Here is a 15,947-nt window from a genome sequence, read left to right on the forward strand (position 1 = left end):
CACCATGACTGATGCACGTACCCCGCTCATCGCGGGCAACTGGAAGATGAACCTGGACCACCAGGAGGCCATCCACACGGTCCAGAAGCTCGCCTGGGCCCTCAAGGACGCCAAGCACGACTTCTCGGCCGTCGAGGTCACCGTCCTGGTCCCGTTCACGGACCTGCGCAGCGTGCAGACGCTGGTCGACGCCGACAAGCTCGAGCTGACGTACGGCGCGCAGGACGTCTCGCAGCACGTCTCGGGCGCCTACACGGGTGAGATCTCGCCCGTGTTCCTGAGCAAGCTGGGCGTGACCTACGTCGCGATCGGCCACTCGGAGCGTCGCCAGTACCACGGTGAGGACGACGCGCTCGTCAACGCCAAGTCGAAGGCCGCCCTCGCGCAGGGCCTGGTCCCGATCATCTGCGTCGGCGAGGCGCTCGACATCCGCAAGGCCGGCGAGCAGGTCTCGTACACGCTCGCGCAGGTCGACGGCGCCCTCAAGGGCCTGTCCGCGGAGGACGCCGCCAAGGTCGTCATCGCGTACGAGCCCGTCTGGGCCATCGGCACCGGCGAGGTCGCCACGCCGCAGGACGCGCAGGAGGTCGCGGGCGCGATCCGTGCCCGTCTCGCCGAGCTGTACTCGGCCGAGGTGGCCGACGCCGTCCGCGTGCTCTACGGCGGTTCGGTCAAGTCCTCGTCGATCGCCGAGCTCATGAAGGAGCAGGACGTCGATGGTGCTCTGGTCGGTGGCGCGAGCCTCGACCCCGAGGAGTTCGCGAAGATCGCGCGCTTCCAGTCGCACCACGGGGCCTGAGTCCCCCTGCTGCCGGGTCGCGCCGCACGGCGCGGCCCGGCAGCGTGGCCACCGCGGGAGCGGTGGCCTTTTCTCGCGGTAGCCCGTCCGGCGTGGCGTCCCGACCGGCAGCATCGACCACCGGGCGGAACGGTTCGTCGGATCGGGCCCGCGTCGCCTACCCTTGTCCTCGGTGCCGTACCTGTGCCTCAGGTCGGTCCAGGACACCCGTTGCGGTCCGCTCTCGACTTCTCGACGTGGACCCAGAGCCAAGGACGTACTCGTGGACGCGCTGCGCATCATCCTCCAGATCCTGCTGGTCATCACCAGCGGCTTCTTGACCCTCCTCGTGCTCATGCACAAGGGCAAGGGCGGCGGCCTCTCCGACATGTTCGGTGGCGGCATCTCGAGCAGCGCCGGCAGCTCCGGCGTGGCCGAGCGCAACCTGAACCGCATCACCATCACGTTCGCGATCACCTGGACCGTCGTGATCATCCTTCTGGGGCTCATCCAGAAGGTCAGCTGACCCGGCGCCGACGCCGTCGGCACAGGGTGTGGAACCGTTCCGCTCCGCGGGCGGTCGGAAGTCAGGGGAGTGAAGTCGTGGCTGGTGGTAGTGCTATCAAGGGGTCGCGCGTCGGTGCCGGCCCGCTGGGAGAGACGGAGCGGGGCGACGTCGCCCCTCGTACCTGGGTCTCCTACTGGTGTGCCAACGGACACGAGACGCGTCCGAGCTTCTCGTCCGAGGTGGAGATCGTCACGCCCGAGACCTGGGACTGCCCGCGCTGCGGGCTGCCCGGGGGACAGGACCCGGCGAACCCGCCGAGCGCGCTGCGCAACGAGCCGTACAAGACGCACCTCGCCTACGTGAAGGAGCGTCGCAGCGACGAGGACGGCGTGGCCCTCCTCGACGAGGCGCTCGCCGCGCTCCGGGCACGCCGCGGCCGCTAGGACGCCCGTGCGGCCGTGAACGGTCCGCACCCTCAGCAAGGCCCTCCGGGGCAGGTACGACAGCACAGCGGGCCCCGTCCGGGAAGGACGGAGCCCGCTGTGCTGTCGGCTGCTTCTGCGGTCGTCGGTCGTGCTGGCAGCGGCTCAGCGGCTCAGCGGCTCAGCGCGTGGTGCTGGCTCGCCGCGACGTCGACGAGCCACAGCGTGCGCTGCGTGCCCAGGGCCCCGGCCGCCGGGGTCGTCGTCACCGGGTCGCCCGCCAGTGCGGAGGCGACCGCGGGGGCCTTCTCCGCTCCGGCGGCCACGACCCAGACCTCCTGGGCCGCCTGGATCGCGGAGAACGTCAGGGAGACGCGCTCGGGCGGCGGCTTGGGGGAGTCGTGCACCCCGGTCGTCGCCCCGTCGGCGTCGAGCGCCGCGTTCCCGGGGAAGAGCGACGCGACGTGCCCGTCCGGACCCATGCCCAGCAGGAGGACGTCGAACGCGAGGTGCGCGCCGCCGTCGGGCGTGAAGCGCGAGAGCTCGTCCGCATAGAGCGCGGCCGACTCCTCCGGGGTCCCGACGCCGTCGCCCGGCGCAGGCATCACGTGCACGTTCTGCGGTGGCAGGGTCGGCAGGTGGTCCAGGAGGGCCTCGCGTGCCTGCGTCTCGTTGCGCTCGGGGTCGCCCGTCGGCAGGAAGCGCTCGTCGCCCCACCACAGGTGCACGCCGGTCCAGTCGACCGCGTCGCGCACGGGGTGCGCGGCGATCGCCGCGAGCGACCGGATCCCGACGGTGCCGCCCGTGAGGACGACGTGGACGGGCGTACGGACGGACTGGATGTCGAGGATGCGGGTCAGCAGCCGGGCCGCGACGGCCTCGGCGAGGACGCCCGCGTCGGGGTGCACGACGACGAGGCGCGCCCCGTGCGCGCGAGCGGCGGCCCCTGCCTCGGCCGTCATTCGCCGATCCTCGCGAGACCCTTGGTGAGGACCTCGCCGTAGACCTCGTCGGGGTCGAGGCGGCGCAGCTCCTCGGTCAGGCACTCCTCGAGCTGGCGCAGCGGCAGCGAGATGCGGCGGTCGGGCTGGCCCGGCTGGGTCAGCGTCACGATGCGACCGTCGGGCCGGGACAGCACGATCGCGCCGCCCTTGCGCTCGAGGGTCACCTTCGTGATGCCCGAGACACCGCGGCGGCGGACCAGCTTGACCTGGCACTTGAGCTGCTGGGCGAGCCAGGCCGCGAGGACGTCGACCGAAGGGTGGTGCTCCTCGCCCTCGACCTCGACGGCCGTGACGGACTCGTACGGCGGCTGGTCGAGCGCCGCCGCGATCAGGCCGCGCCAGAGCGTCACGCGGGTCCACGCGAGGTCCGTGTCGCCCGGGTGGTGGCTCCTGCTCAGGCGCTGGAGCGTCTGGAGCGACTTGCCCGCGTTGACGGCGTCCGTGATGCGGCGGTGGGCCATCTGGCCGACCGGGTCCGCCGACGGGTTGTCGGGCGTCTCCCGGGGCCACCAGGCCACGATCGGCGCGTCGGGCAGCAGGAGGGGCATCACGAGGGTGTCGGTGTGCGCGACGAGCGGGCCCGACGGGCGCAGGATGATGACCTCGCTGGCGCCCGCGTCGCCGCCGATGCGGATCTGGGCGTCGAGCCGGGCCGCCGTGCGCTTGTTCGCGGGCGCGACGACCACGACACGGCACGGGTGCTCGCGCGAGGCGCCGTTGGCTGCGGCGACCGCGTCCTCGACGTCGGCCTCCTCGGCCAGGACGACGAGGGTCAGGACACGGCCGAGGGCCACGGCGCCGCCCTCGCCGCGCAGCTTCACGAGGCGCTTGTTGACCGCATTGGTCGTCGTCTCGGGGAGATCGATGATCATGAGGTGAGGCTCCAGTTCGAGGTCCGGCCGGGGATCCGGGACAGGCGGGAGATCGGTGCGGCCGCGGTCACGGTCGCCGCCAGGTGCGACCGTCGCGGGCCATCATCTCGTCGGCCGACCCGGGGCCCCACGTCCCGGAGCGGTAGGCGTCCGGCGCGCCCTTGGACTCCCAGTACGCGGTGATGGGGTCGAGGATCTTCCAGGAGAGCTCGACCTCCTCGTGGCTCGGGAACAGCGGTGGGTCGCCCAGCAGGACGTCGAGGATGAGGCGCTCGTAGGCCTCGGGGGAGGACTCGGTGAACGCGTGCCCGTAGCCGAAGTCCATCGTGACGTCGCGGACCTCCATGGCGGTGCCGGGGACCTTCGCGCCGAAGCGGATCGTGACGCCCTCGTCGGGCTGGACCCGGATGACGAGCGCGTTCTTGCCGAGCTCGGACGTCGCGGAGGACTCGAACGGCAGGTGCGGGGCCGACTTGAAGACGACGGCGATCTCCGTCACGCGCCGGCCCAGGCGCTTGCCCGTGCGCAGGTAGAACGGCACCCCGGCCCAGCGGCGGTTGTCGATGTCGACGCGGATCGCGGCGAACGTCTCGGTCGTGGAGTCGGGCGAGATGCCGTCCTCCTCGAGGTACCCGACGACCTCCTCGCCGCCCTGCCACCCGGCCGAGTACTGGCCGCGGGAGGTGTGGCGTCCCAGGTCGCGCGGGAGGCGCACGGCCGAGAGCACCTTGAGCTTCTCGGCCCGCAGCGACTCGGCGTCGAACGACACGGGCTCCTCCATCGCGGTGAGCGCGAGGAGCTGGACGAGGTGGTTCTGGATGACGTCGCGCGCGGCGCCGATCCCGTCGTAGTACCCCGCGCGGCCCCCGATGCCGATGTCCTCGGCCATGGTGATCTGCACGTGGTCGACGTAGTTCGCGTTCCAGATGGGCTCGTAGAGCTGGTTGGCGAACCGCAGCGCCAGCATGTTCTGGACGGTCTCCTTGCCCAGGTAGTGGTCGATGCGGAAGACCGAGTCGGGGTCGAAGACCTTCGAGACCACGTCGTTGAGCTCGCGGGCGCTGTGCAGGTCGTGACCGAACGGCTTCTCGATGACCACGCGGCGCCAGGCGTCCTCGCTCGAGCGCGAGAGGCCCGACTGCGAGAGCTGCTCGCAGACCAGCGGGAACGCGCTCGGGGGGACCGACAGGTAGAACGCGTGGTTGCCGCCCGTGCCGCGCTCCTTGTCGAGGCCCTCGACCGTGGCGCGCAGGCGCTCGAACGCCTGCTCGTCGTCGAACTCGCCCTGGACGAACCGGATGCCCTCGGCGAGCTGCTTCCAGGTCGCCTCGCGGAACGGCGTGCGCGCGTACTGCTTGACGGCGTCGTGGACGACCTGGGCGAAGTCCTGGTCCTCCCAGTCGCGCCGGGCGAAGCCCGTGAGCGCGAAGCCGGGCGGGAGGAGCCCGCGGTTGGCGAGGTCGTACACGGCGGGCATGAGCTTCTTGCGGGCGAGGTCGCCCGTGACACCGAAGATGACCAGGCCGCAGGGCCCGGCGATGCGGGGGAGTCGAAGGTCACGCGGGTCGCGCAGCGGGTTGTGCTCTGCGCTGATCTTTGCCGGTCTCAACTGATGTCACCGTTCTCGTCGGCGTGGGCTGGAATGGTCGAAAGGTCCGTCCTGCGGACCGGGATAGAGCCTAGGCGGTGGTCGGGGCGTGCCCGGAGGACGTCCACGACCGTGTCGACCGTCGCGGGCCGGGAGCGAAGGGCGCGGGTCACGACGCGTCGCCGGCCGCGCGGGCCAGGCCGTCGTCGACGGTCGCGAGCAGGTCGGACCAGCTCGCCTCGAACTTCTCGACGCCCTCGTCCTCGAGGCGCTGGGTGACCTCGACGAGCGAGACGCCGAACGACTCGATGGTCTCGAGGACCGAGCGCGAGGCCGTGTACGTGCCCGCGACGGTGTTCCCGAGCACGACGCCGTGGTCGGCGAACGCGTCGAGCGTGGCCTGCGGCATGGTGTTCACGACGCCCGGGGCGACGAGCTCGTCGACGTACATGGTGTCGCGGTAGTCGGGGTTCTTGACGCCCGTCGAGGCCCACAGGGGGCGCTGCGGGTGTGCGCCCGCGGCCTCGAGGGTGCGCCAGCGGTCGGTCTGGACGACCTGCTCGTAGGCCTCGTACGCGAGCCGCGCGTTGGCGATCGCGGCGCGCCCGCGCAGGTCGTGGGCCTCGGGGGTCCCGATCGCGGTCAGGGCCGAGTCGACGGCCGAGTCGACGCGCGAGACGAAGAACGACGCGACCGACGCGATGCGCGTCACGTCGCGCCCGGCGTCGCGCGCCTGCTCGACGCCGGACAGGAAGGCGGCCATGACCTGGCGGTAGCGGGCGAGGGAGAAGATGAGCGTCACGTTGACGCTGATGCCCTGCGCGAGGGTGCGCTCGATCGCGTCGAGCCCTTCGACGGTCGCGGGGATCTTGATGAGGACGTTGGGGCGGTCGACCGTCTGCCACAGCCGGACGGCGGTCGCGACGGTCGCGTCGGCGTCGCGCGCCAGGCGCGGGTCGACCTCGATCGACACACGGCCGTCGACGCCGTCGGTCGCGTCGTACACGGGGCGCAGGACGTCGGCCGCGGCGCGCACGTCGTCCGTCGTGATCCGCTCGACCGCGGCCTCGACGTCGGTCCCGGCGGCGGCGAGCTCGGCGAGCTGCGCGTCGTAGGCGTCGCCCTTCGCCAGGGCGCCCGCGAAGATCGTGGGGTTGGTCGTGACGCCGACGACGGCGCGGGAGGTGGTGAGGTCGGCGAGCCCGCCGCTGCGCAGCCGTTCTCGGGAGAGGTCGTCCAACCAGATGGAGACACCTGCCTCCGACAGCTCGCGGACGGGTGCTGGTGCTGCGCTGTGGTGCACGGTCACGGTTCTCCCTCTCGTCGTCTGGCGTCCGTCCTCACGGACGTCCCAGGAGGGGGCGGGCGAGACCCGCCCCCTCCTGGAATCTACGGATGGTCAGAGCTGGTCGCCAGTGCCACCGACCGAGGGGATCGCCACACCGCCGGGAGCCGCGCCGGTGCGAGCGGACTCGATCGACTCCTTCGCGGCGGCCGCGACGGCCTCGGACGTGATCCCGAACTCGCGGTAGAGGATCTTGTAGTCCGCGGACGCGCCGTAGTGCTCGAGGCTCACGGAGCGGCCGGCGTCGCCGACCAGGTCGCGCCAGCCCTGGGCGATGCCCGCCTCGACCGAGACGCGGGCCTTGACGGCGGCCGGGAGCACGCTCTCGCGGTACTCGGGGCCTTGCGCGTCGAACCACTCGCGGCTCGGCAGCGAGACGACGCGCGCCGCGATGCCCTCGGCCGCGAGCTGCTCGCGCGCCTCGACCGCGAGCTGGACCTCGGAGCCCGTGCCGATGAGGATCACGTCGGGCGTGCCCTCGGTGTCGAGCAGCACGTAGCCGCCCTTCGCGGTGCCCGAGGCGTCGGCGAAGCCGTCCGTGCCGCGGGGGAACGTCGGGACGTTCTGGCGGGTCAGGATGAGGCCGGCCGGGCGGTCGGTGTGCTCGAGGATCGTGCGCCAGGCCCACGCGGTCTCGTTGGCGTCCGCGGGGCGGACGACGTCGAGGCCGGGGATGGCGCGCAGCGCGGCGAAGTGCTCGATGGGCTGGTGCGTGGGGCCGTCCTCACCCAGGCCGATCGAGTCGTGCGTCCAGACGAACGTCGACGGGATCTCCATGAGGGCCGCGAGGCGGACCGCGGGACGCATGTAGTCGGAGAACGTGAGGAACGTCCCACCGTAGGCGCGGGTCCCGCCGTGCAGGACGATGCCGTTGAGGATCGAGCCCATGGCGTGCTCACGGATGCCGAAGTGCAGCGTGCGGCCGTACTCGTGACCGGGGAACTTCTTGGTCGCGTGCTCGGCGGGCACGAACGAGGGCTCGCCGTCCATGGTCGTGTTGTTCGAGCCGGCGAGGTCGGCCGAGCCGCCCCAGAGCTCGGGCAGCGTGTCGGCCAGGGCCGAGAGGACCTTGCCCGAGGCGGCGCGCGTCGCGACGTCCTTGCCGGCCTCGAAGGTCGGCAGGGACTCGGTCCAGCCGGCCGGCAGCTCGCGGGCCTCGAGGCGCTGCAGGAGCGCGTGCCCCGCGGGGTTGGCGACCTTCCAGGCCTCGAACGCGGTGTCCCAGCGCTCGCGCAGCTCGGCGCCGCGCTCGCCCACGGCACGCGTGTAGGCCAGGACCTCTGCGGGCACGTCGAACGTCTTGTCGGGGTCGAGGCCGAGCTCGATCTTGAGGCCGCGGATCTCGTCGGCGCCCATGGCCGAGCCGTGGATCCCGCCGGTGTTCTGCTTGGTGGGCGAGGGCCAGCCGATGATCGTGCGCAGCGCGATGATCGAGGGCTTGCCGGTCTCGGCCTGCGCGGCGGCCACGGCCGCGGCGAGCTCGTCGACGTTCTCGGCGTAGCCCGTGCCGCCCTGGGTCCAGTCGACCTTCTGGGTGTGCCAGCCGTAGGCCGCGTAGCGCGCGAGGACGTCCTCGGTGAACGCGATGTCGGTGTCGTCCTCGATCGAGATCTTGTTGTCGTCCCAGATCACGATGAGGTTGCCGAGCTGCTGGTGGCCCGCGATCGAGGAGGCCTCGGAGGTCACGCCCTCCTGCAGGTCGCCGTCCGAGGCGATGACGTAGACGTGGTGGTCGAACGGGCTCTCGCCGGGGGCCGTCGACGGGTCGAGCAGGCCGCGCTCGCGGCGGGCCGCCATGGCCATGCCGACCGAGGACGCGAGGCCCTGGCCGAGGGGTCCCGTGGTGATCTCGACGCCGTTGGTGTGCTTGTACTCGGGGTGCCCCGGGGTCTTGGAGCCCCACGTGCGCAGCGCCTCGATGTCCTCGATCTCCAGGCCGTAGCCGGCGAGGAAGAGCTGGAGGTAGATCGTGAGCGACGAGTGGCCCGCGGAGAGCACGAACCGGTCGCGGCCGACCCAGTGCGAGTCGGCGGGGTCGTGGCGCATGACCTTCTGGAAGAGCAGGTACGCGGCGGGGGCGAGGGAGATCGCGGTCCCCGGGTGGCCGTTGCCGACCTTCTCGACGGCGTCCGCCGCGAGAGCCTTGACGGTCTTGACAGCCTGGTCGTCCAGGGGGGACCACTCGAGGGGCTGGTTGGCAGGAACGAACGCGTTCACCGGACCTCTTTCCCGTCCGGAGCCTGGCCCCGGATCATCGTCGGAACAACAAAGATCAACCGATGAACTATTCCGTCGCACGCACCCGGTCGCTCACAGGCGGAGCGGGGGGCCGGGCAGGCGACCGGCCGGTCGCGACGGTGGGTGCCAGGGGTCGGAGCCCTCGGGGTGCCCACCGGGGCACCAGGCCGTCGGTTGCTCCACCCAGCCTATACGTGGACCCCCGGACGGCGCCCTGCCCCGCCCACCACGTGGATTTCGGTCGGATCTCACACTTTTGTACGAGCCGGAGGGCGGCGGCGGCGAAGGGGTCGACGTAACATAGGACGGATGTCCAGCGGGTCGGAGCCGACACGCACCGACTGCCGGACGACGCCCCCCAGCTTTCCTCGCCAGAACGGAACCCCGAAGCGCGTGCACACCACGAGCCAGGCACCGATCGACGAGACGGGTCTTCCGTCTCGTGCTGCCGCGACCGCGCAGGTCGCCGGACAGCCCCGGGTCGCCGCGGACGGCAGCGCCGTCGCGGGGATCCGCAGCACGATCGGCGCGTACATCGCCCTGACGAAGCCTCGCATCATCGAGCTCCTGCTCGTGACGACGCTGCCCACCATGATCCTCGCCCAGGGCGGTTTCCCGGACTTCTGGCTCGTCGTCAAGACGCTCGTCGGGGGCACGCTCGCCGCGGCGTCGGCGAACGTCTTCAACTGCTACATCGACCGCGACATCGACGAGCTCATGAACCGCACCAAGCGGCGTCCGCTCGTCACGGGCGAGATCTCGCCGCGCGCCGCGCTGGTCTTCGCGACGGCGCTGGGCGTGGTCGCGCTCCTGTGGTTCGCGCTGCTCGTCAACGCGCCCTCTGCCTGGCTCACGTTCGCAGCCATCGCGATCTACGTCGTGGGCTACACGATGATCCTCAAGCGCCGCACGCCGCAGAACATCGTGTGGGGCGGCATCGCTGGCTGCATGCCGGTCTTCATCGGCTGGTCCGCGGTCACGGGCTCGCTCAGCTGGTCCGCGGTCGCGCTGTTCCTCGTGATCTTCTTCTGGACGCCGCCGCACTACTGGCCGTTGTCGATCAAGTTCAAGAAGGACTACGCGAACGCGGGCGTCCCGATGCTCCCCGTCGTCGCCGACAACCGCAAGGTCGCCCGCGAGATGATCGGCTACACGGTCGCGATGATCGCCTCGTCGCTCGCCCTGTGGTGGCTCGCGCCCATGACCTGGGTCTACGGCGTGGTCGCGATCGGCCTCGGTGCCTGGTTCCTGGCGCTGTGCGTCATGATGCTGCGCCGGGCCAACGACCCGACCAAGGGCAAGCTCGGGGCCATGAAGGTCTTCCACGCCTCGATCACGTACCTGACCCTCCTGTTCGTCGCGGTCGCGGTCGACGTGTTCCTCCCCTTCTGACGGCCGGCCCGGGACCCACGGGATGATCGTGCGACGAGCAGCCGGTGCGCGATGACGCGCGCCGCCGCGGGGAAGCCCGCGCTCGCCGTCGGGCCTGACGGCGTGGACGGGACCGCGGCCCCGGAGAGCCAAGGGCCCGCGCCCCTGCCCGTGGCGCTCGACCGCGCCGTGCGCGAGTACCTCGCGCACCTGACGGTCGAGCGCGGGCTGTCCCAGAACACGGTCGCGGCCTACCGGCGCGACCTCGCCCGGTACGCCGCCTACCTCGCGGCCCGGGGCCGCGCGGAGCCCGCCGACGTGACACCGGCCGACGTCGCGGAGTACGTCACCACGGTCCGCACGGGGTCCGACGGCGCCGCTCTCCTCTCGCCGTCGTCGACGGCCCGGTCGGTGGCCGCGGTGCGAGGCTGGCACCGCTTCTGCGCGCTTGAGGGGCACACCGACTCCGACCCGTCGGCCGAGGTGCGCCCGCCCGCGCAGGGCAAGCGGCTCCCCAAGGCCATCTCGACCGAGGAGGTCGAGGCCATCCTCGAGGCCGCCGGTGCAGGGGAGGGGCCGGGACCGCTGCGGGACCGTGCGCTGCTCGAGCTCGTCTACTCCACGGGTGCCCGCATCTCGGAGGCCGTGAGCCTCGACGTCGACGACCTGGACCTGGGCTCGGGGGCCGTGCGGCTGTTCGGCAAGGGCGCCAAGGAGCGCGTCGTGCCCGTGGGGTCGTTCGCGGTGCGCGCCCTCGACGCGTACCTCGTGCGGGGGCGCCCGGCGCTGTCCGCGACGGGACGCGGGACGCCCGCGGTGTTCCTCAACACGCGCGGCGCGCGCCTGAGCCGCCAGAGCGCGTGGGCGGTCCTGCGCACCGCGGCCGAGCGCGCGGGCCTCGACCACCCCGAACGGATCTCGCCCCACACGCTGCGCCACTCGTTCGCGACGCACCTGCTGGCGGGCGGCGCCGACGTGCGTGTCGTCCAGGAGCTCCTGGGGCACGCGTCGGTCACCACGACGCAGATCTACACGCTCGTGACGCGCGAGACGCTGCGCGAGGTCTACGCGTCGGCCCACCCGAGGGCGCTGGGCTGACCCTCGGCGCGTCGCGCGGGTTCGCGCCACTCCGGCGCGTGCACGCGTCCCGCGCGAGCCCCTGGGGTACCGTGGCGGACGTGAGCAGCCAGGCCCCGAGCGAGATCCAGGACGCCGCCGGACCGTACGACGCACGCGTCGCCACGGCCGCGGGCGCCGCCGACGGTGGTGCGTCCGTCGCACCCGACAACGCCCCCCGGATCGATCCGGTCGGCCGCGAGATCCCCGACTTCCCCGTGCCGGCGCAGCTCGCCACGCACGGGCCGGGGCGCATCATCGCGATGTGCAACCAGAAGGGCGGGGTCGGCAAGACGACCACGACCATCAACCTGGGTGCGACGCTGGCCGAGTACGGGCGCAAGGTCCTGCTCGTCGACTTCGACCCGCAGGGGGCCGCGTCGGTGGGCCTCGGCGTCAACCCGCACGAGCTCGACCGCACGGTCTACAACCTGCTCATGGAGCGCGGTGCGGACATCCGTGAGGTCATCGTCCCCACGGCCGTCGACGGGCTCGACGTGCTGCCCGCGAACATCGACCTGTCCGCGGCCGAGGTCCAGCTCGTGGGCGAGGTCGCGCGCGAGTCGGTCCTCGCCAGGGTCCTGCGCCCCGTGCAGGACGAGTACGACGTGATCCTCGTCGACTGCCAGCCCTCCCTGGGCCTGCTGACCGTCAACGCGCTCACCGCGGCGCACGGGGTCCTCATCCCGCTCGAGTGCGAGTTCTTCGCGCTGCGCGGTGTCGCGCTGCTCGTCGAGACCATCGAGAAGGTCCGCGACCGCCTCAACCCGCGCCTCGAGGTCGACGGGATCCTCGCGACCATGTTCGACTCGCGCACCCTGCACTCGCGCGAGGTCGTGGCCCGCGTGCACGAGGCCTTCGGCGACAAGCTCCTGCACACCGTGATCGGGCGGACCGTGAAGTTCCCCGACGCGTCGGTCGCGGCCGAGCCCATCACGGTCTACGCGCCGTCCCACCCGGGTGCGGTCGCCTACCGTCAGCTCGCCCGCGAGCTGGTCGCCCGTGGCGACGCTGCCTGACACCGCACCGGTGGCCACCCGGGCCGCCGACCCGCAGGACCTGCAGCCCGCCCCACCGTCGACCGACGCGCAGGACGCCACGGCGACACCTCCAGCGGCCCCCGCGACCGACCGGAACGGCAACCCCGCGTTCGAGGTGCACCTCGAGAACTTCTCGGGCCCGTTCGACCTCCTGCTCTCGCTCATCGCGAAGCACAAGCTCGACATCACCGAGATCGCTCTCGCGCAGGTCACCGACGAGTTCATCGCGTACATCCGCACGGCCGAACGCCTCGCGCGCGAGGCCGAGGAGGCCGCACGCGCGGAGGCGGGTCCGGTCCCGCCCGGGGACCCGGCGCCCGACGGCGGCGCGCCCGTCGCCAGGTCCCGTCGCCCTCGCCCGGGGCGGGGCGGGCACCCCGGCTGGGACCTGGGCACCGCGAGCGAGTTCCTGCTCGTGGCCGCGACCCTGCTCGACCTCAAGGCCGCCCGACTGCTGCCCACGGGCGACGTCGAGAGCGCCGAGGACCTCGAGCTCCTCGAGGCCCGCGACCTCCTGTTCGCCCGGCTCCTGCAGTACCGCGCCTACAAGCAGGTCTCCGCGGTCATCGCGGACCGGCTCGCGACCGAGGGGCGCCGCTTCCCCCGCATCGTCCAGCTCGAGCCGCACCTCGCGGCCCTGCTGCCCGAGCTCGTGTGGAAGCTCGGCCCCGACCAGCTCGCGGCGCTCGCGGCCAAGGCCATGGAACCCAAGGCGCCACCGCCCGGGGTGTCCCTGACCCACCTGCACGCACCCGCGGTGAGCGTGCGCGAGCAGGCGGGCATCGTCGTCGGGCTGCTGCGGCGCGAGGGCGCGGCCTCGTTCCGCGTGCTCGTCGCGGACGCGGGCGAGACGCTCGTCGTCGTCGCGCGCTTCCTCGCGCTGCTCGAGCTGTTCCGCGAGGGGCTCGTCGCGTTCGAGCAGGTCGAGGCGCTCGGCGAGCTCACGGTCCGCTGGACGGGCAGCGACGGCGCGGAGGGCGAGGACGGCGGTGCGCTCGCCGCCGTGGGCGGGGAGTTCGACGCCGAGGACGCAGCTGACGACGCCGAGGACCCAGGTGCCGCCCCCGACGCGGTGGTGGGCGACGAGGCCGACAGCACTGGCGTCACCGGCACCGTCGCCCCGGCGGCGGACGCGCACCCCACGACACGGACGGACCCATGAACGAGGAGAGCATGACCCAGGACACGGTGGACGGCGCCGACCCCGCGTGCACCGCCGACGCGCAGGCCGCTGGGGGTCGGGCGACCGAGGACGACGCCCTGCCCACGTTCAGCGCCGAGCACCTTCCCGGCGGGGCGCTCGCCGCGCTCGAGGCGGTCCTCATGGTCGCCGACGAGCCCATCCCCGCGATCCAGCTCGCGACCGCGCTCGGCCTGCCCCAGCGCGAGGTCGAAGACCTGCTGGGTGAGCTGTCGGCCGAGTACCGCGGCGAGCTGGGCGGGCGCCCCCGCGGTTTCGAGCTGCGCCAGGCGGGCGGCGGGTGGCGCGTGTACTCGGCGCCGGTGTTCGCGGACGTCGTCGGGCGCTTCCTCCTGGAGGGCCAGAGCGCGCGCCTGACGCAGGCCGCTTTGGAGACCCTCGCGGTCGTCGCGTACCGTCAACCGGTCACGCGCGGCCAGATCTCGGCCGTGCGCGGCGTGAACGTGGACGGCGTCGTACGGACGCTGACGACCCGCGGGCTCGTCGCGGAGGTCGGCCAGGATCCCTCGACGGGTGCGGTCCTGTACGGAACCACGGGATACTTCTTGGAGCGCATGGGCTTCTCGTCGCTCGACGAGCTCCCCGCCCTCGCGCCGCACCTGCCGGACGTCGACTCGATCTTCGACGCCGCCGACAGCACACTCGGAGCGTCCGGGGGTGGGAGCGACCGCGCACAGCCGCGGTCGCCGGCCCTGCCCACAGACGCTCGACCCAGCACGAACGACGAAGGAACATCATGAGCAGCGCACGCGAGGGTGGCCGACCGGCCGCCCGAGGACAGCGGTCCGAGAACTCCTCGGGCACCGGTCGACCGGGCAGTGGCCACGCAGGCGGTGGCCGGCCGGCAGGTCAGCGCTCCTCGGCCCCCCGCTCGGGCGCGGGTCGCGGGTGGGCGGGCGACCCGCAGGCGGGCAAGAGCAAGCCGCCGCGTCGCCCCGCCGCCCCCAAGGGCCCGCAGCGCGACGTGCACGTCGCCGACGGCGTGCGCCTCCAGAAGGTCCTCGCGACCGCAGGCCTGGGCTCGCGCCGTGCGTGCGAGGACCTCATCGCCGCGGGCCGCGTCGAGGTCGACGGCGTCGTGGTGCGCGAGCTCGGCGTGCGCGTCGACCCCGAGACGGCCGTGATCCACGTCGACGGCATGCGGGTCCAGCTCGACCAGTCGCTCGTGACGATCGCGCTCAACAAGCCGCTCGGCGTCGTCTCCACGATGCACGACCCCGAGGGCCGCCCCGCGCTCACGCAGTTCGTCGCGACGCGCCCCGAGCGCCTCTTCCACGTCGGGCGCCTCGACGCCGACAGCGAGGGCCTCCTGCTCCTGACGAACGACGGCGAGCTCGCCAACCGGCTCTCGCACCCCAAGTACGAGGTCTCCAAGACCTACCTCGTGTCGGTCGAGGGCCGCGTCGCGGGCAACGTCGCGAACAAGCTGCTCCACGGCATCGAGCTCGAGGACGGCCCGGCCAAGGTCGACCGCTACCGCGTGGTCGACACGACCCCGCAGGCCAGCATGGTCGAGGTCGTGCTCCACGAGGGCCGCCACCGCATCGTGCGCCGCATGTTCGAGGAGCTCGGCCACCCCGTGACCCGGCTCGTGCGCACCCGCATCGGGTCGATCCACCTGGGCAACCTGCGCCCCGGCGCGACCCGCGTCCTGGGCCGCACCGAGCTCGGCACGCTCATGAGCGAGGTCGGGCTCTAGCAGCCCTCCCGCCCCGGGAGGCGCGTCTTCACGCGCTCCCGGGGCGGCGCTACGCTCGACCCGACCCTCCCGTACGAAGGAGTACCCATGCCCGTCCGGGCCATCCGGGGCGCCACGCAGCTCGACGTCGACGAGCGCGAGCACCTCTTCGACCGCACGCGCGAGCTCGTCCAGGCCGTCCTCGACGCCAACGAGATCGACACCGCGTCGCTCATCTCGATCTTCTTCACCTGCACGCCCGACCTCGTCGCGGACTTCCCGGCCGCCGCGGCCCGCGAGATGGGGCTCGGCGACGTGCCCCTCATGTGCGCGGTCGAGATCGGCGTGCCCGGGGCGCTGCCCCGCGTGGTGCGGCTCATGGCGCACGTCGAGATCGACGTGCCGCGGGCCGACGTCCAGCACGTGTACCTGCACGGAGCGACGTCGCTGCGCAAGGACCTGGCCCAGTGAGCGCGGACGGTACCCGTGCCGAGGGGCGCGGGCTGGTCGTCGCGATCGACGGGCCCTCCGGGTCCGGCAAGTCGAGCGTGTCGCGGGCCGTCGCGCAGCGCCTCGGAACCGCCTACCTGGACACGGGCGCGATGTACCGCGCCGCGACCTGGTGGTGCCTCGAGGAGGGCGTCGACCTCGCCGACCAGGCCGCGGTCGCCGCGGCCGTCGACGTCATGCCGCTCGTCATGGGCATCGACCCGGCCGCGCCGACCGTGCACGTCGACGGCACCGACGTCGGCGAGGCGATCCGGACCACCGAGATCTCCACGGCCG

16 protein-coding genes are annotated in these 15,947 nt (G+C 72.6%); 11 read left to right on the forward strand and 5 right to left on the reverse strand.

Annotation, left to right across the window (positions count from 1 at the left end):
• Positions 1-4 precede the first annotated feature (4 nt).
• From tpiA to H9652_RS14310, 3 genes are all read left to right on the forward strand, one after another.
• Entirely contained in the window at positions 5-799 is a 795-nt protein-coding gene (gene tpiA / locus H9652_RS14300) for a triose-phosphate isomerase (protein WP_191796844.1), read from the forward strand.
• Positions 800-1,061: 262 nt separating this feature from the next.
• On the forward strand, positions 1,062-1,304 hold the full coding sequence (gene secG / locus H9652_RS14305) for a preprotein translocase subunit SecG (protein WP_056651589.1): 243 nt from the start codon (positions 1,062-1,064) through the stop codon (positions 1,302-1,304).
• 77 nt (positions 1,305-1,381) lie between these two features.
• On the forward strand, positions 1,382-1,729 hold the full coding sequence (locus H9652_RS14310; RefSeq protein ID WP_036572236.1) for an RNA polymerase-binding protein RbpA: 348 nt from the start codon (positions 1,382-1,384) through the stop codon (positions 1,727-1,729).
• 152 nt (positions 1,730-1,881) lie between these two features.
• Here the strand turns inward: H9652_RS14310 and pgl are convergent, their stop codons facing one another.
• From pgl to tkt, 5 genes are all read right to left on the reverse strand, one after another.
• Positions 1,882-2,670, reverse strand: coding sequence for a 6-phosphogluconolactonase (pgl, locus tag H9652_RS14315; protein ID WP_191796845.1), 789 nt, complete (start codon positions 2,668-2,670; stop codon positions 1,882-1,884).
• On the reverse strand, positions 2,667-3,584 hold the full coding sequence (gene opcA, locus H9652_RS14320; RefSeq protein ID WP_191796846.1) for a glucose-6-phosphate dehydrogenase assembly protein OpcA: 918 nt from the start codon (positions 3,582-3,584) through the stop codon (positions 2,667-2,669). The genes pgl and opcA overlap by 4 nt, the downstream gene beginning before the upstream one ends.
• A 67-nt stretch (positions 3,585-3,651) precedes the next feature.
• Entirely contained in the window at positions 3,652-5,193 is a 1,542-nt protein-coding gene (gene zwf, locus H9652_RS14325; RefSeq protein WP_191796847.1) for a glucose-6-phosphate dehydrogenase, read from the reverse strand.
• A gap of 148 nt (positions 5,194-5,341) precedes the next feature.
• On the reverse strand, positions 5,342-6,481 hold the full coding sequence (gene tal / locus H9652_RS14330; RefSeq protein ID WP_318244184.1) for a transaldolase: 1,140 nt from the start codon (positions 6,479-6,481) through the stop codon (positions 5,342-5,344).
• Between the two features lie 90 nt (positions 6,482-6,571).
• Complete coding sequence (tkt, locus tag H9652_RS14335) at positions 6,572-8,734, reverse strand: transketolase (protein ID WP_191796848.1); 2,163 nt, start codon at positions 8,732-8,734, stop codon at positions 6,572-6,574.
• A gap of 414 nt (positions 8,735-9,148) precedes the next feature.
• On the opposite strand from tkt, the gene H9652_RS14340 reads away from it, so the two are divergent.
• From H9652_RS14340 to H9652_RS14375, 8 genes are all read left to right on the forward strand, one after another.
• Positions 9,149-10,147, forward strand: coding sequence for a heme o synthase (locus tag H9652_RS14340; RefSeq protein WP_318244185.1), 999 nt, complete (start codon positions 9,149-9,151; stop codon positions 10,145-10,147).
• Between the two features lie 51 nt (positions 10,148-10,198).
• Positions 10,199-11,224 carry a site-specific tyrosine recombinase XerD gene (gene xerD, locus H9652_RS14345; RefSeq protein WP_191796849.1) on the forward strand — a complete coding sequence of 342 codons (1,026 nt, stop codon included), beginning with the start codon at positions 10,199-10,201 and terminating at the stop codon, positions 11,222-11,224.
• Between the two features lie 200 nt (positions 11,225-11,424).
• The gene (locus H9652_RS14350) at positions 11,425-12,261 is read left to right on the forward strand and encodes a ParA family protein (protein ID WP_246857926.1); all 837 of its coding nucleotides are present in this window, start codon (positions 11,425-11,427) and stop codon (positions 12,259-12,261) included.
• Positions 12,245-13,444 (forward strand): segregation and condensation protein A, encoded by a 1,200-nt coding sequence (locus H9652_RS14355; protein WP_191796850.1) that lies wholly within the window; start codon positions 12,245-12,247, stop codon positions 13,442-13,444. Before H9652_RS14350 ends, H9652_RS14355 begins: the two co-directional genes overlap by 17 nt.
• Before the next feature lie 11 nt (positions 13,445-13,455).
• Positions 13,456-14,223 carry an SMC-Scp complex subunit ScpB gene (gene scpB, locus H9652_RS14360; protein WP_191796851.1) on the forward strand — a complete coding sequence of 256 codons (768 nt, stop codon included), beginning with the start codon at positions 13,456-13,458 and terminating at the stop codon, positions 14,221-14,223.
• Complete coding sequence (locus tag H9652_RS14365; RefSeq protein ID WP_191796852.1) at positions 14,220-15,182, forward strand: pseudouridine synthase; 963 nt, start codon at positions 14,220-14,222, stop codon at positions 15,180-15,182. Before scpB ends, H9652_RS14365 begins: the two co-directional genes overlap by 4 nt.
• Before the next feature lie 87 nt (positions 15,183-15,269).
• Positions 15,270-15,632: a chorismate mutase gene (aroH, locus tag H9652_RS14370; RefSeq protein ID WP_191796853.1), complete on the forward strand. Its 363-nt coding sequence runs from the start codon at positions 15,270-15,272 to the stop codon at positions 15,630-15,632.
• Positions 15,629-15,947 (forward strand): (d)CMP kinase (locus H9652_RS14375; RefSeq protein WP_191796854.1); only part of this gene is annotated, 319 nt, incomplete at its 3' end. The genes aroH and H9652_RS14375, both read left to right, overlap by 4 nt.

It is taken from the genome of Oerskovia rustica (assembly GCF_014836555.1).
Lineage (GTDB): Bacteria > Actinomycetota > Actinomycetes > Actinomycetales > Cellulomonadaceae > Oerskovia > Oerskovia rustica.

Bases quoted from the DNA above. Each gene is read 5' to 3' on its own strand.
- xerD (WP_191796849.1), top strand. From the start codon at position 10,199: ATGACGCGCGCCGCCGCGGGGAAGCCCGCGCTCGCCGTCGGGCCTGAC.
- scpB (WP_191796851.1), top strand. From the start codon at position 13,456: ATGACCCAGGACACGGTGGACGGCGCCGACCCCGCGTGCACCGCCGAC.
- pgl (WP_191796845.1), bottom strand. From the start codon at position 2,670: ATGACGGCCGAGGCAGGGGCCGCCGCTCGCGCGCACGGGGCGCGCCTC.
- aroH (WP_191796853.1), top strand. From the start codon at position 15,270: ATGCCCGTCCGGGCCATCCGGGGCGCCACGCAGCTCGACGTCGACGAG.
- opcA (WP_191796846.1), bottom strand. From the start codon at position 3,584: ATGATCATCGATCTCCCCGAGACGACGACCAATGCGGTCAACAAGCGC.
- H9652_RS14365 (WP_191796852.1), top strand. From the start codon at position 14,220: ATGAGCAGCGCACGCGAGGGTGGCCGACCGGCCGCCCGAGGACAGCGG.
- tpiA (WP_191796844.1), top strand. From the start codon at position 5: ATGACTGATGCACGTACCCCGCTCATCGCGGGCAACTGGAAGATGAAC.